The sequence below is a fragment of the Mucispirillum schaedleri ASF457 genome (genome assembly GCF_000487995.2).
Lineage (GTDB): Bacteria > Chrysiogenota > Deferribacteres > Deferribacterales > Mucispirillaceae > Mucispirillum > Mucispirillum schaedleri.
In genome coordinates this window covers 1,588,808-1,603,100 of sequence record NZ_CP097562.1, presented here as the reverse complement: position 1 = coordinate 1,603,100, position 14,293 = coordinate 1,588,808, and the positions used below count along the sequence as shown (strand labels likewise).

Here is a 14,293-nt window from a genome sequence, read left to right as displayed (position 1 = left end):
TAATAAATTTATATTAAAAAATTCATCCCTGAATTTTTTAAATCACGCTCTGCCGAAACAAGTTCGTCTATCGCTCACTAAAGACGGCTCGTCATGAGCCTGCTGCCATGTCTTACTGAGCTTGATTTTTAAGCGAAGTATCTAAAAATATAGATAATTTAAATATATTATTCACTACTGCAATATAAATCATTTAGATTTTTCACTTTTAAAAAATCAGGCTTAAAATAACTTATAATATAAAATTTTTGGATAATTCCAGATACTTTATTTCCCTGTTGACTTTTTTATATTTAGTGTTAGACTATATTATTAGTTGATATTGATTATCATAATATATAATGAAGTGGGAAATTAAATGAAATTAAGCGATGCTGTTGCAAATAATACATATATAATATCATCTTTAAGCTGTGATAACCATAGTGATACTCTCCGCATCTCTGCTCTTGGGTTTATTCCGGGCAGTAAAATAAAACTTCTGCAAAGCTCGCCTTATAAAATATGTGTGATAGGTTCAGGAAAAATAGCAATTAGTGACAATATGGCTGATATGATAAATGTTGAAAAATAATTCACAAAACTGCCAGAAAGTTATCTCTGCAAAAGTATATTCCTGTGATAATAAAAATAATGTTACACTTCTGATTGATGCAGGCTGTGAAAGCTGCACTTCATCATGTATAATGTCTACAGCTTCTAAAAAAATAACACTTTATACTGAAAAGAAATATAATACTGGCGATACTGTTTCTTTGATAATAGATGAAAAATATATGCTGAAAATATCAATGCTGCTTTTTGGTCTGCCGCTTATAATAATGTTTGCTGTATCTGCCATTATTGATACAGTTTTCCATAAAGACACATTAACTGCCTTTTCTGCTGTTTTATCATTAGTAATATCATGGCTTATTTTAAAATATATATCAAAAAATATTAATAAAAGCCCTGTTAGAATAATCAATTAGTATTAAATAAGCCTGTTATTCATAAAATATTCCTGAGAATTAACTGCCTCTTCATCATCAGTTTTTTTAATTTTTATAAAAGTATCACCTGTAAGCTGCCATGCTTTCATATTATCTTTTAATGTTATATCTAAAAACTTACCTAAGGCATTTTTAAAATCTTCATCATTTATTTCTGCCATAAGCTCTACACGCCTGTTTAAATTTCTTGGCATCATATCGGCTGAGGCTATAAAATACCTTGGGTTTCCTGCATTTTCAAAATAAAATATTCTGGAATGTTCTAAAAGCCTGCCAATGATGCTTCTCACTTTTATATTACTGCTGAAACCTTTACAGCCTGCCTTTAAACCGCATATTCCGCGAACAATTAAATCTATACGGACACCTGCATTTGATGCTTCATACATTTTATCTATCATATCTTTATCTATTAAAGAGTTCATTTTCATAACTATATGTGCTTTTCTGCCTTCTTTTGCCTGTTTTATTTCATTATCAAACAATTTATACAGGTTTTCCCTTAAATTAAATGGAGCAACACTTAATGCTTTCCACTGCTGTTCTTCTGTATAAGCCATTAAATAATTAAAAAGCTGTGCCGCATCTCTGCCTATGCTGTCATCTGATGTAATTAAATCCACATCAGTATAAAGTGCGGCAGTATTTTCATTATAGTTACCAGTTGCAATATGAGTATACCGCTTAATACTTTCATACTCCCTGCGGACAATCAAAAGGCATTTTGCATGAATTTTAAGCCCTGCTATACCATATGTTACTATACAGCCGGCATCTTCTAAATTTTTAGCCCAGTCAATATTTCTCTCTTCATCAAACCTTGCTTTTAATTCCACCACTACACTTACCTGTTTGCCGCTTTTTGCAGCCTTTACAAGTGAGGCTAATATAGAAGAATCTCTATTTGTTCTATACAGTGTCATTTTAATTGCAAGCACATCATTATCTTCTGCCGCTGCCGCAATAAGTTTTGATACTGTAGAAAATGAATAATAAGGACGAAAGAAAAATATATCCTTTTCTTTTATTCTGTTAAATATTTCACTATTTTCTGGCAAATCTGATACTGAAAAACTTTTATGCACTGGAAACTGCATATTTGGCATGATAGATGAAAGGCTGAATAAAAATGTTAAATCTATAACACCCTGTATATACTGGGTATCCATATCCTTAAAGTTTACCATTTTTTGCAGAAATTCCACAATATATGCTGGTGTATCTGCTTCTATCTCAACTCTTGTAACAGCACCTTTTACCCTGCGGGAAAGAAAATCTTTCATAGATAATATAATATCTGCCATTTCTTCTGACCGCATTTCAATATCTGTATTTCTTGTTACTCTGAAAACATTCACTGTCTTAACATTATAACCGCGGAAAAGCTTCTGGATATGTTTTTTAATAATTTCTTCTACTGTCCAGATTATCTTTTTATTTCCTTTATGAACTGCAAAATATCTTCTTATATTTTCCGGCAGCATAATAAGCGAAAAATATTCCCTGCCCTGCTTTTCAAGTGCTGCAATAAGACTCATACGCTTGTTATAGATAAATGGAAATGGATGTGCTGGGTCAAGTGTTACAGGGCTTACAACACTCATTACTGCATCAATAAAAATATTTTCAGTATCTTCATCATATTCATTATTTAATACTGGATTAAAATATACATTATATTTTTCAAGCTCAGATACAAGCTCTCTGAATATTGACTGCTGTTTTTCTATCAACCGTCTTGTTTCTTTTGATACTGCCACAAGCTGTTCTTCTGGAGTGTAGCCTGCTATATCTGTTTTTTTATAACCTGCACTAATCTGTTCAATAAGACCTGCAACACGCACCATAAAAAATTCATCCATATTTGATGCAAATATTGCAGTAAACTTTAACTTTTCCATCAAAGGATTATGAATATCCTGAGCTTCTGAAAGCACTCTTTCATTAAATGCAAGCCAGCTTAATTCTCTGCCTATATAGTATTCTTTTTTATTTGTATCCATACATACCACTTCCACTAATCATATATCATTTTCGTTCTTATATCTACCTGTATACCAAAAGTTTCTACAAATGTATATTTTACTTTTTCAAATGTAAAAAGCTCTACAAAAGGCTCTTTTACCGCTTTTGCATTTATTATAATCATATTATCATTCTGCACTATATCTATATCTTCTATTAACCCAGTTTTACTTGCATCAAACGATACTGCCATACGCAAAATACACGAAAGTTTATTTATCATAAGTTTTTCTTCTGGGGAAAGATAGTTGCCTTCTATACTTTCATCCTGTGATAATATACTGTTCATATTATAAACAACACATGCTGTTAAAAATATATCACGAGAACTTATTCCCGGTATGCTGATAGATTTAATAATATAATATGAATTATATGCTGTCTGCTTAGCATCAATATATTCACCTACCTGATATAAAAATGATGCCATCTCTAAAATATCATATCTGGATTTATCAAGTGAATGTAAATCATCAAACTCCATAAAAAGTTTTTTAGCAAATTTGGCTGTCCGCCTTGCATGCATTGTATTTATATTAAACCTTTCTCCAAGAGCAAGTGTAGTATTTTTTATTCTTTTGTGATAGCAGCGGTCTTTAAGACTTCCTGTATAAAACTGAGTAAGAGTAGTAGGAAAATCAACAGGAGAAAAATGAAACCTGTCAGCCCCTGTATATTTTAAAAGATGAATATATATACATAATGTAGGCACAAGGACTTCTGCTTCGTCATCTCTTAATGCAAGCTCATCAACTAATTCCTGCTTAGTATAAACTCTTATTTTATTATACAGCTTTTCTAAATCTTCCCTTAAAATAAATTTATCTTTCGGCTTGAATATCCTAAGCATCATATTGATAGAGCTGCCACTGCCTACAAGATTTTTTACTTTCACCTTTTTATTAATAATGCCTGCAACTGTTGCTACCATATTCTCTGCATACTGGTCAAAAGCTTTGTGCCTTTTTAAAGGGCTTATATGCCTAAACATCTGCCTAAGCCTTAAACTGCCGTAAGGAAGAGCACCAGAATAAAGAATATTATCACCTTTTGTAACTGAAAGAGTAATATTTCCACTTGCAATATTTGCAAATACTACCCCTTCTTTTTCCATATTATCAAAACCTGCAACAGATAATTTTGCTGCTAAATATTTAATGTAAACTTCTTCTGACGGCTCTAATATTATAATATCTATGCCTGCATGTATCTTAACATAATCTATAAAGAAATCTTTATTGCCTGCTTCCCGCACACCGCTTGTGCATACTGCCTTGTAATGCTTTATGCCATATTCATCCAGCTTGCATTTAAAACCGCGAAGTATTGTGGCAGCATATTTTACATGCTCTAATGAAATATATCCTTGAGAAAATGTATCTACCCCAAGCCGCAAAGGCTTTAAAAGATAATCAATTTCTTTAATATATCCTTTTCCTACTTCTGATACTGCCATACGAAATGCACTGGCACCAATATTTATTATGCCGTAAAGATATGTTTTCATACTATATCAGCTCCACAGTCCTGTCTGTTATTTTTTCAAGCAAATCTTTCTTTTTATCAAAACCTGCTTTTTCCATTTCTATATTGCTGTTTTTATCTATTTCTAATGATATTATTATTTTTTCATCCTTTATATCTACATTTATATCTTTTACTGCCTGAGAGTGAGTCCTGTCAAGCCCGTCAGCCAGCCTTAAAATAGAAGCAAGTTTAGAAACTTTATGTCGTGCATTATTAGATAGTTTTAAATAATTTTCATGGCTTAGTTTTGGCACAGACCTTCTGTGATACCTTGCAATATTAGCTATTATGGCTATCTCACTGTCTGAAAAACCGGGAAGCTCTGTATTTGTGATAAGATAATATGAATGTTTATGGTGCTTTGAATATGATATATGCTGCCCTATATCATGAAGCATTGAAGCAGCTTCTAAAAGCCTGTAATCTTCATCTTTTAAATCTAAAATTTTCTGCAGTTTTTCAAAAAGTATTTTTGCAAGCCTTGTAACCTGCTCTGCATGAGCATCATCAAAATAATACTTTTTACCAGTTTCTACAAGCCTTGCATAAGTTACATCAGTATTGCCGCCCTGAAAAATAAGCTCTATACCCATTTTATTCATTACATCTATTGTAAGTCCTGCACGCAAACCCCCAGAAAGAGTGTAAAACCCTTCTAAATTATACCGTTTTAAAAGCATATTTACAAGCAGAGTGGCACTTAATATAATATCTGCACGAGTTGGCTCTACTCCAGAGATTTTAAGCCGTTCTTCTATCTTCTTGCCTGCTATCTCGTTTAAAAAATGTTTTGCAAAAACAGTATCTACAAACTTAACAGAAGCATCTGAAAGATTTTGACGCTTGTTATATATGGCTGAAATATTGTTTATTGTGCCGCCAGAACATATTAGCTTTGTAACACCTTTTTTTGGCAGTTTTTCATCAAACACATCCTTTAGATAAGCACGCAGATTTTTTAGCTGCTCATCATTTGGCGGGTCACCCTGCAAATATTCATAACTTAATTTAGAACAGCCAAGGGGGGTGCTTTCTGAAAAAATAAGGCTGCTGTTTTCTGCATAGCTGAATTCAGTGCTGCCGCCGCCCATATCCACAAGCAAAACATTGCAGTCATTTATTTGAAAATAATATGATACAGCAAGATACATAAGACGGGCTTCTTCTATACCTGAAATAATTTCTATATCTATACCAGTTTTAGATTTTATAAAATCTGCAACTTCCTGCCCATTAGATGCTTCACGGAAAGATGCAGTTGCAACAGCTCGGCACACTTCCACATTATCACTATCCATCATAGTTTTAATGTTTGTAAGCACCTGCAAAAGAGTATCTATGGCTTCATTTGAAAATTTACCAGTTTTATATACATTGTCTCCTATGCGGACAGTGGCTTTATAATCATTTATTACTTTATAAGTCTTGTCTATTACACGGGCAACCTGCAGCCTGATAGAGTTACTGCCTATATCTATAACAGCAATAGTCTTTTGTATATGTTCCATATCCACCCCCTTATAATTTGTTATTCTAACACAATAATTTTACATTGTCAAAGATAGTCCAGTAAAAGAAAATGGGAAATAAAATTATATTGCAAGAATAAAAATAATATAATATAATAAAGTAATACAAAAATATTCTAAATACATTAAGGTATATAATGGAGCAAAGGGCATACCATGGTACAAGCCTTGAAAATGCAAATAAAATTTGTAAATCTAGCAATGAAATAAATTTTAAAATATCATGTGGAAAAACTGAATGGCTTGGTAATGGTGTATATTTTTTTGACAACAAGCAAAATGCTATAGATTGGAGTAAAAAAGTTAGGCAATTTGAGGAAATTGGCATAGTTTCTGCTATGATTAAAGCAGATGAAGAGAAAGTATTTGACTTAGTCGGTAACCCAAAACACCTTAAACTGTTTGATAAAATGTGTGCAATAGTAGCCAATAAATACAATAAAATACAAAATGAAGAAATAGATAAAAGTTTTATGTCAACAACTATTGAATTATTAAAACAACAAGAAAACTTTGATGTTATAAGAGCATTTTTTGAAATTAAAAATACAAATTTTGAGAATATAAACAAGGCTAAACAAAAGTTCCCTATTGGAATTGGTCGAATACAAATATGTGTTATAAACACTGATTGTATTACAGATTGTAAAGTTGAGGTTTAAAAGATGAATAAAGATTTTTTGAAAAATTTTGAAAAGTATGTAAATGATATGCCAAACAATAAATTTTTAGAGCTTGTAAATCAAGCAGAAAACTTGCCTTGGGAGTATAAATTACCTGAGAACTATAGTAAAAATGAAATATATGAGAATATTATAACAAAATATGATAAATTTATTATTAAAAAAATTGGTAAAACATCTATATCTTTAAAAAGTTTTGATATAAATGATAAGCGGGATATAACAACTAAATATAGCTCTTACTCTGCTAATAAAAATGATTATATTGGAGTTGCATAAATGCCAAAAGATATTAATGGTGCATTAGGGTTCATACATTATGGTGTTGATAATATTAATTATCAATTAAATAGAGATGTAATACCACACAATATATCTTTAAGTGGTGAGAACTTTAAACTTGCACGCCAAGTTTCTATTAATGGCAATGATGGACAATTAATAATAGAAGTGGAACTTTTTGAAAAAGGAAATAATAAATATCCATTCTATCTATCGTTTATAATATATGGTATTTTTACTAACAAAGGTTTGGAAGCAGGACAATTTCAAAGGGCAGTAGAATATAATGGAACAGCTTTATTATTTCCATTTATCCGCTCCACTGTAGCTGATATAACCAAAATTGCAAATAATGGAACCACTTTACTATTACCAACAATCAATGTAAATGCACTTATTGAGGACAGTAAAAAGTAACACTATATCACCATATTTTTTTAGCATCTCTAATAATTTTTAAGATACATCTCTCTACTGCATTTTTCTCTTGACAAATAATTTTATCAGTAGTATAGGTATATATATCCTAAAAAGTTAGGATATATTGTAACTAAAAACGCTAATTTCAGCAGTAGAAGAATGTAGCGAAATTAGTAAGGAGGTTAAAATGAAGTTACAAATCAAAGATTTTTGCACCATTAAAACTGGTTATAGTTTTAGGGGGCAAGTCGCAGCAGATGAAAATGGCACTTTCTATCTGCTGCAAGCAAAAGATATTAATGCATTTGGGGAAATCAACTACCACCAATGTATTAAAATATCTACTGATAATATTAAGCGTATAACCCCACTTAGTCAAGGGGAAATAGTGCTTACAGCAAGGGGTACTTTTAAAGCTGCTGTATTTGAAAGTAGTGAACAGTTTGTTACATCTAATGCTATCTTTATATTAAATGTGGATAGTAAAATATGTAATAGTGATTATCTTGCTATATGGCTTAATAGTCCAGCATGTAAAAAGCAGCTTGATAAAGTAACACTTCTTTCTGCCACTACTCCAGTTTTACCAAGAACGGCATTAGATGATTTAGTAATTGATTTGCCTAGTATGGATAAGCAGGAAGAAATTACAAAACTTTATCGGCTGAATAGCAAACAATTTATATTGCAACAAGAAATTTATAATCTTAGAAAAATGCAGTTAGAAAATTTAATGAATGGAGCTTTGATATGATAACACAACAAGAACTTAATACATTATTATGGAATGCAGCAAACTCTGCCCGTGGAATAGTAGATGCAAGTATATTTAAAGATTATTCTTTAGCTATGCTTTTTAATAAATATTTAAGTGATATGTATAAGGCAGAACTTAATGAGCTTATAAAACAATATGGAGATAACCCTGCAAGGCTTGAAATGAAAAAGAAAAATATGCGGTTTCATATACCAGATGGTGCATCTTTTGATGATGTATTTAAGCAGATTTCACAAGATAACCTTGGGGAGATAATAAACAAAGCCTTACATGCTATAGAAGAAGCCAATGGAGACCATTTAAAAGATATTTTTACAGTTGATTTTAATAGCCAATCAATACTAGGGCAAGCAGACCAAAGAAACAACATGCTTCGCAACCTTTTAAGAGATTTTGCAAAGATAGATTTGCAAGATGTAGGCAAAACAGACTTATTAGGTAATGCCTATATGTATCTTTTAAAACAGTTTGCAAGCGATGCAGGCAAAAAAGCTGGGGAATTTTTTACCCCAGAAACTGTATCCCGCCTTTTAGCAAAACTTGCTATGCCAAAAACAGGAGATAGAATATGCGACCCTACATGTGGCTCTGGCTCATTACTTTTAATGGTGGGGGAAGAAGTTGGCAATGATGATTTTTCATTAAACGGGCAAGAAAAAGTAGGCAGCACCTACAACCTTGCAAGAATGAATATGTTTATACACCACAAAGAAAATGCAGAAATAAAATGGGGAGATACACTTAATAACCCACTTTTAAAAGATGAAGATGGCTTAATGAAGTTTGAAGTGGTAGTTGCTAACCCACCCTTTTCTCTTGATAAATGGGGCTATGATAATTTAGAAGATGATGCATATAACCGCTTTCATCGTGGTATGCCACCTAAAAGCAAGGGCGACTATGCTTTTATTAGCCATATGGTAGAAGTAGCAAAAGATAAGCAAGGCAGAGTGGCGGTTATTGTGCCACATGGTGTGCTTTTTAGGGGAGCAAGCGAAGCAGCTATCCGCAAAGCATTTATAGAAGAAAATATACTTGATGCAGTTATAGGCTTACCTAGCGGGCTTTTTCAAACTACAGGCATACCTGTTGCCATATTAATATTTGATAAAAGTAGGCAACAAGGGGGAGTAAACGAAGCAAGGAAAGATATTTTATTTATAGATGCATCAAATGAGTTTATACAAAATAAAACTCAAAATGAACTAAGCGATGAAATAATAAATAAAATCTTTACTACCTATAAAGAGCGAAAAGAGATAGAAAAATATAGCCATATTGCAAGCTATGAAGAAGTAAAAGAAAATGAATATAACTTAAATATTCCCCGCTATGTAGATACTTTTGAAGAAGAAGAACAAGTGGATATGAAAGAAGTAGCCAGTAAAATAGAAAGTTTAGAAAAAGAGCTAGAAGCAGTAAAAAAAGAAATGCAAAAACATTTACAAAATCTAGGCTTATAAGGAAATACCAGTTGTAAAGTAACTCTTTACAACTGGGAGTAAAATTATATATTGATTTATATAATTTTCAAATATTCACATTTTTCCAAATGTGCAAAATTTGCACATTTTTTATTTATCAATAAGTTACAGGTGAAATATGAGTGAAAAACAGTTGATTATATATGAAACAAAAAATGGCAAACTTGATTTACAATTAGATTTAGATAATGAAACATTATGGCTTGATAGGGATAGTATTGCAAAACTATATAATATAGATAGAACTGGTGTTTCAAGACATATAAACAATATATTATCTGATAATGAAGTAGATAAAGAAACTAATGTAAAAAAAATATCTATGTTAAATTCTGTAAGGCAAATAGAACTTTTTAGCCTTGATATAATATTAGCCGTTGGATATAGGACAAATTCCAGTATAGCTATAAATTTTAGAAAATGGGTAACCCAAGTAATTAAAGAATATATGATAAAAGGATTTTCCATTAATTCTGAAAGGCTTAAAAATCCTAACAAGTGGGATTATTTTGATGAATTACTTGAAAAAATACGCGAGATTAGAGCAAGTGAAAAAAGATTTTATCAAAAAATTAAAGATTTATTTGCATTATCTCAAGATTATGACCCTAAAAACAATGATATACAATTATTTTTTGCAGAAGTACAGAATAAAATGCTATATGCAGTAATACAAAAAACTGCTGCTGAAATAATTATAGAAAGAGCTGATGAAACAAAACCAAATATGAACTTGCAAACATGGGAAAAATCAAGGGTAAGAAAAACTGATGTTATTATTGCTAAAAACTATCTTGTAGAATCAGAAGTAAAAGAGTTAGAACGGCTTGTAACAATGTTTTTAGACTATGCAGAAAACCAAGCAATGAAAAAAATAGCATTAAAAATAGATGACTGGAAAGAAAAAGTGGATACTTTCTTAAATTTTAATGAATATAATGTGCTAAAAACACATGGTAGTGTTTCAATACAAGAAGCGAAAAAAATAGCAGAGCAAAAATATAAAATATTTAATAATGCCCGTAAAAAAGCTGAAGCAGAAGAAGCAGACAAGCAGGATATGCTGGAATTAGAAGCAGTTACAAAAGAAATTAAACAAAAAAAATAATAAAAAAAGCAATGTGCAAAATTTGCACATTGCTTATATATCAAATAGTTATAGGTGCAATATGGCAAATAAGATAGATATACCAAACGGCTGGGAAGTAAAAAAATTAGGGGAAATTGGTAATTTTTTAAAAGGTAAAGGCATAAAAAAAGATGAATTATGTGATAATGGTTTACCATGTGTAATATATGGGCAAATTTATACTTCTTATGACTTTTACACAGATAAATTTACATCATTTATTCCAATTAATCTAAAACCTTATACAACAGAGATATATCAAAATGATATTTTATTTACTGGCTCTGGTGAAACAAAAGAAGAAATTGGTAAATCAATTGCATATATAGGCAAAGAGTATGCATATGCGGGTGGAGATATCATCATTTTAAGACAAGATAAAATTATATCTATTTTTATAACTTATTATCTTAATAGCATAGGGAGAAAACAACTTAATAGGTTAGGACAAGGTGATTCTGTAGTACATATATATAAATCTATATTAGAAAGTGTAAAAATACCTGTACCCCCACTTGCGGAGCAAGAAAAAATTGCAGAAATATTATCATTATGGGATAAAGCAATAGAGCATACAAAAGAATTAATTGCATATAAAGAAAAACAAAAAAAAGGCTTAATGCAAAATCTACTAACAGGCAAAAAAAGATTACATGGCTGGACTGATGACTGGAAAAACATAGAACTTGGGGAAGTATTAACAGAAAGAAATATATATGCAGAAAAAAATGGAAAATATCATCATGTATCATTAACTAAATATGGTATTATACAAAAAAATGATAAATATGATAGAGATTACCTTGTTACAAAACAAGGTAAAGAATATAAGATAACAAGAAAAGATGATATATGTTATAATCCTGCTAATCTAAAATTTGGTGTTATATGCAAAAATAATTATGGAGTAGGCATATTTTCCCCAATATATATAACTTTTGAAGTAAATTCTGACTATAATACTGATTTTATAGCTTTTGTATTAACACAACAATCTTTTATAGACAAAATTAGAAGATATGAAGAAGGCACTGTATATGAACGAAAAGCAGTAAAACCAAAAGATTTTTTATTAGGTAGAATACTCATCCCTACTTTGTTTAACGAGCAAAAAGCTATTGCAGATATTTTATTAAAAGCAGATAAAGAAATAGAGTTATTAAACAAGCAGTTAGAGTTATATACAGAGCAAAAAAAAGGACTAATGCAAAATTTACTAACTGGCAGAGTTAAAGTGTAAAAGAGAAATTTTCTATAAAAAGGGGGTTTATACATGATTAAATCTATTACTATGAAAAATATAGGCAGTTATAAAGAAACAAAGTTAGAAACAGATAAAAGAATAAATCTTATTTTTGGTTTTAATGGAACGGGCAAGACATTATTATCAAAAAATATTAAAATAGATAATGAATATATTGAATGGGATGAAAAAAATATTGATGAAATTATTACATTCAATACTGATTATATATTAAAAAATTTTTATGAAGTGAAAGAAAAATTTGAACCTGTGTTTTATATGGGACAAAATCCGAATATAATAGAAAAAAATGATACAATAAAAAATAAGATTAATAATATTACTGAAGAAATTAGACAATTAGAATATAATACAAATAACGAAGTTAATAAATCATCGCTTATTATAATGAAGAAAAACCATCAAGAAAAGCTTGAAAAATTAATATGGAACATAAAAGTAGAACTTGAGAAAAAAGATATAGGGACAATACTATTAAAAGATATGAATAAAAAAGGAAAAAGTCTTTTTTTGAAATCTTTTTTAGACAAGAAAATCATTCAACATAACGATGTGACAAGTAGTGATATTTATACAAAATTATACAGATTAAAAAATGATACAGGAATTACACCAACTTTAGAATATTTGAATTTAGATAATATAAAAAAAATTATTTCTAATGATATTTTCAATAAAATAATTGTAGGAAATAAAAATAGTAAAATATCTGAATATATTGAAAAATTAAATAATGCAGAATGGGTAAAACAAGGATATACAGCCTATATAGAAAAAGATAATAATATATGTCCATTTTGTCAAAAAGAAACAATAACTAATGAGTTTATTAATTCTTTAAAAGAATATTTTGATATTTCATATAATAATGATATTAATTTATTAAACAAGTTACTAAATAATTTTGATGATGAGTTAAATTTATTAAATAAAAATAATTATATAGATAATAAATATATACAGGCAGAAATAAAAATTTTTGATGAAAAATATTATAGTCTAATTAATAAATTAAATATAATCTCTAGACAAATAAGAGAAAAAATTTTAAAACCTAATATAGAAATTAATTTAGAAAATATAGATAATGAGTTAGACCAACTTAATAATTTTATAAATTATATTAATAAAAAAATTGATAATGATAATAATGAAATTAATAATCAAGAAGCAACAAAAACATATTTAGTTAACATATTTTGGAGTATCAAAAAAACAGAATTGCAACAATATATAAATGATATAAATAATGAAATTAAGCAACTTGACAAACAAATAATTGTATGTAACAATAAAATCATAGAAAAAAATAAAGAATTAACTACACTTAAAAAAGAATATGAAGAAAATCTTACAAAATTTAAAAATGTAGAAGAAGCAAAAAAAAATATTAATAATCAATTAAAAAATATGGGATTTGATTATTTTTATATTGATAACTATATAGATGAAACAATTATTAATAGTCCAGAAGAAGATAAACATAAATATAAATTAGTAAGAAAAGACCAAAATAATAATCAAGACTTTCATTCTTTTAGTGAAGGCGAAAAAATGATTATTAGCTTTCTATATTTCATAGAAAAATGTAAGTCAGCAGCAAAAATAAAAAATATTATTGTAGTTATTGATGACCCAATCAGCAGTATTTCAAATAATAATTTATTTGAAATAGCTTTTATCATAAGAAAATTAACTGAATTAAAAAATCAACAAACTGAATTATTTAAACAATTTTTTATATTGACACATAACATCTATTTTTTTGATGAGTTAAAAAGGACTATTAATCATGATGCTAGTAAACTATTTCAAATTTATAGAACAGATAAAGGCTCCATTATTGGCTCTCTAAATGAGAAAAACTTATATAAATATCTTGCTTTTTGGCAAACTTACAAAGAAATAACTATCAAAAAAAATATAAATCAAATTTTATTACCAAATACTATGAGAAATATACTTGAATTTTTTTACTCTATTATTTTGAAAGATGATTTTAATAAATTAAAAAATGATTCTAAATATTCAAGCCTATATAGATTTGTTAATAAAGAAACACATTTCTTTACTGATGAATATGAAACATTGCCAGTTGATAAATATATTGCTCTTTTTGAACAATTATTTAAAGATAAAAATTATGCACATCATTTCAAGGCAATGATTAAAGAATAATA

Annotated in this window: 13 protein-coding genes; 10 read left to right on the top strand and 3 right to left on the bottom strand. The window is 29.1% G+C overall.

Annotated features, from left to right (window positions below):
- Nucleotides 1–358: 358 nt before the first annotated feature.
- Both N508_RS07570 and N508_RS07565 read left to right on the top strand, forming a co-directional pair.
- Nucleotides 359–574, top strand: a complete 216-nt coding sequence (locus N508_RS07570) for a ferrous iron transport protein A (protein ID WP_023275819.1) — start codon at nucleotides 359–361, stop codon at nucleotides 572–574.
- Nucleotides 561–971 (top strand): SoxR reducing system RseC family protein, encoded by a 411-nt coding sequence (locus N508_RS07565; RefSeq protein WP_023275818.1) that lies wholly within the window; start codon nucleotides 561–563, stop codon nucleotides 969–971. The genes N508_RS07570 and N508_RS07565 overlap by 14 nt, the downstream gene beginning before the upstream one ends.
- A gap of 2 nt (nucleotides 972–973) precedes the next feature.
- Here N508_RS07565 and ppk1 read toward each other — a convergent pair whose 3' ends face one another.
- Genes ppk1 through N508_RS07550 form a run of 3 tightly spaced genes read right to left on the bottom strand, consistent with a single transcriptional unit; the run spans nucleotide 974 to nucleotide 6,052 of the window.
- Nucleotides 974–2,995, bottom strand: coding sequence for a polyphosphate kinase 1 (gene ppk1 / locus N508_RS07560; RefSeq protein WP_023275817.1), 2,022 nt, complete (start codon nucleotides 2,993–2,995; stop codon nucleotides 974–976).
- Between the two features lie 14 nt (nucleotides 2,996–3,009).
- The gene (locus tag N508_RS07555) at nucleotides 3,010–4,524 is read right to left on the bottom strand and encodes a Ppx/GppA phosphatase family protein (RefSeq protein WP_023275816.1); all 1,515 of its coding nucleotides are present in this window, start codon (nucleotides 4,522–4,524) and stop codon (nucleotides 3,010–3,012) included.
- Nucleotide 4,525: 1 nt separating this feature from the next.
- Nucleotides 4,526–6,052 (bottom strand): Ppx/GppA phosphatase family protein, encoded by a 1,527-nt coding sequence (locus N508_RS07550; protein WP_023275815.1) that lies wholly within the window; start codon nucleotides 6,050–6,052, stop codon nucleotides 4,526–4,528.
- 158 nt (nucleotides 6,053–6,210) lie between these two features.
- Between N508_RS07550 and N508_RS07545 the strand changes: the two genes are divergently transcribed.
- The 8 genes from N508_RS07545 to N508_RS07510 all read left to right on the top strand — a co-directional run bounded on the left by N508_RS07545 (nucleotide 6,211) and on the right by N508_RS07510 (nucleotide 14,291).
- Nucleotides 6,211–6,735 carry a poly(ADP-ribose) polymerase family protein gene (locus N508_RS07545; RefSeq protein WP_023275814.1) on the top strand — a complete coding sequence of 175 codons (525 nt, stop codon included), beginning with the start codon at nucleotides 6,211–6,213 and terminating at the stop codon, nucleotides 6,733–6,735.
- Between the two features lie 3 nt (nucleotides 6,736–6,738).
- Nucleotides 6,739–7,035: a hypothetical protein gene (locus N508_RS07540; protein WP_023275813.1), complete on the top strand. Its 297-nt coding sequence runs from the start codon at nucleotides 6,739–6,741 to the stop codon at nucleotides 7,033–7,035.
- The gene (locus N508_RS07535; RefSeq protein WP_023275812.1) at nucleotides 7,036–7,455 is read left to right on the top strand and encodes a protein-export chaperone SecB; all 420 of its coding nucleotides are present in this window, start codon (nucleotides 7,036–7,038) and stop codon (nucleotides 7,453–7,455) included.
- A gap of 190 nt (nucleotides 7,456–7,645) precedes the next feature.
- Nucleotides 7,646–8,212: a restriction endonuclease subunit S gene (locus N508_RS07530; protein ID WP_023275811.1), complete on the top strand. Its 567-nt coding sequence runs from the start codon at nucleotides 7,646–7,648 to the stop codon at nucleotides 8,210–8,212.
- The gene (locus tag N508_RS07525) at nucleotides 8,209–9,699 is read left to right on the top strand and encodes a type I restriction-modification system subunit M (RefSeq protein WP_023275810.1); all 1,491 of its coding nucleotides are present in this window, start codon (nucleotides 8,209–8,211) and stop codon (nucleotides 9,697–9,699) included. Before N508_RS07530 ends, N508_RS07525 begins: the two co-directional genes overlap by 4 nt.
- A gap of 139 nt (nucleotides 9,700–9,838) precedes the next feature.
- Nucleotides 9,839–10,828: a RhuM family protein gene (gene rhuM / locus N508_RS07520; RefSeq protein ID WP_023275809.1), complete on the top strand. Its 990-nt coding sequence runs from the start codon at nucleotides 9,839–9,841 to the stop codon at nucleotides 10,826–10,828.
- Between the two features lie 61 nt (nucleotides 10,829–10,889).
- Nucleotides 10,890–12,089 (top strand): restriction endonuclease subunit S, encoded by a 1,200-nt coding sequence (locus tag N508_RS07515; RefSeq protein ID WP_023275808.1) that lies wholly within the window; start codon nucleotides 10,890–10,892, stop codon nucleotides 12,087–12,089.
- A 33-nt stretch (nucleotides 12,090–12,122) separates the two neighbouring features.
- Nucleotides 12,123–14,291 (top strand): AAA family ATPase, encoded by a 2,169-nt coding sequence (locus N508_RS07510; RefSeq protein ID WP_023275807.1) that lies wholly within the window; start codon nucleotides 12,123–12,125, stop codon nucleotides 14,289–14,291.
- The last annotated feature ends 2 nt before the right edge of the window (nucleotides 14,292–14,293 follow it).

Coding starts and splice junctions, on each gene's coding strand:
- N508_RS07535 (WP_023275812.1), top strand. CDS start 7,036: ATGCCAAAAGATATTAATGGTGCATTAGGGTTCATACATTATGGTGTT.
- ppk1 (WP_023275817.1), bottom strand. CDS start 2,995: ATGGATACAAATAAAAAAGAATACTATATAGGCAGAGAATTAAGCTGG.
- N508_RS07550 (WP_023275815.1), bottom strand. CDS start 6,052: ATGGAACATATACAAAAGACTATTGCTGTTATAGATATAGGCAGTAAC.
- N508_RS07570 (WP_023275819.1), top strand. CDS start 359: ATGAAATTAAGCGATGCTGTTGCAAATAATACATATATAATATCATCT.
- rhuM (WP_023275809.1), top strand. CDS start 9,839: ATGAGTGAAAAACAGTTGATTATATATGAAACAAAAAATGGCAAACTT.
- N508_RS07510 (WP_023275807.1), top strand. CDS start 12,123: ATGATTAAATCTATTACTATGAAAAATATAGGCAGTTATAAAGAAACA.
- N508_RS07540 (WP_023275813.1), top strand. CDS start 6,739: ATGAATAAAGATTTTTTGAAAAATTTTGAAAAGTATGTAAATGATATG.
- N508_RS07515 (WP_023275808.1), top strand. CDS start 10,890: ATGGCAAATAAGATAGATATACCAAACGGCTGGGAAGTAAAAAAATTA.
- N508_RS07545 (WP_023275814.1), top strand. CDS start 6,211: ATGGAGCAAAGGGCATACCATGGTACAAGCCTTGAAAATGCAAATAAA.
- N508_RS07565 (WP_023275818.1), top strand. CDS start 561: ATGTTGAAAAATAATTCACAAAACTGCCAGAAAGTTATCTCTGCAAAA.
- N508_RS07555 (WP_023275816.1), bottom strand. CDS start 4,524: ATGAAAACATATCTTTACGGCATAATAAATATTGGTGCCAGTGCATTT.
- N508_RS07530 (WP_023275811.1), top strand. CDS start 7,646: ATGAAGTTACAAATCAAAGATTTTTGCACCATTAAAACTGGTTATAGT.
- N508_RS07525 (WP_023275810.1), top strand. CDS start 8,209: ATGATAACACAACAAGAACTTAATACATTATTATGGAATGCAGCAAAC.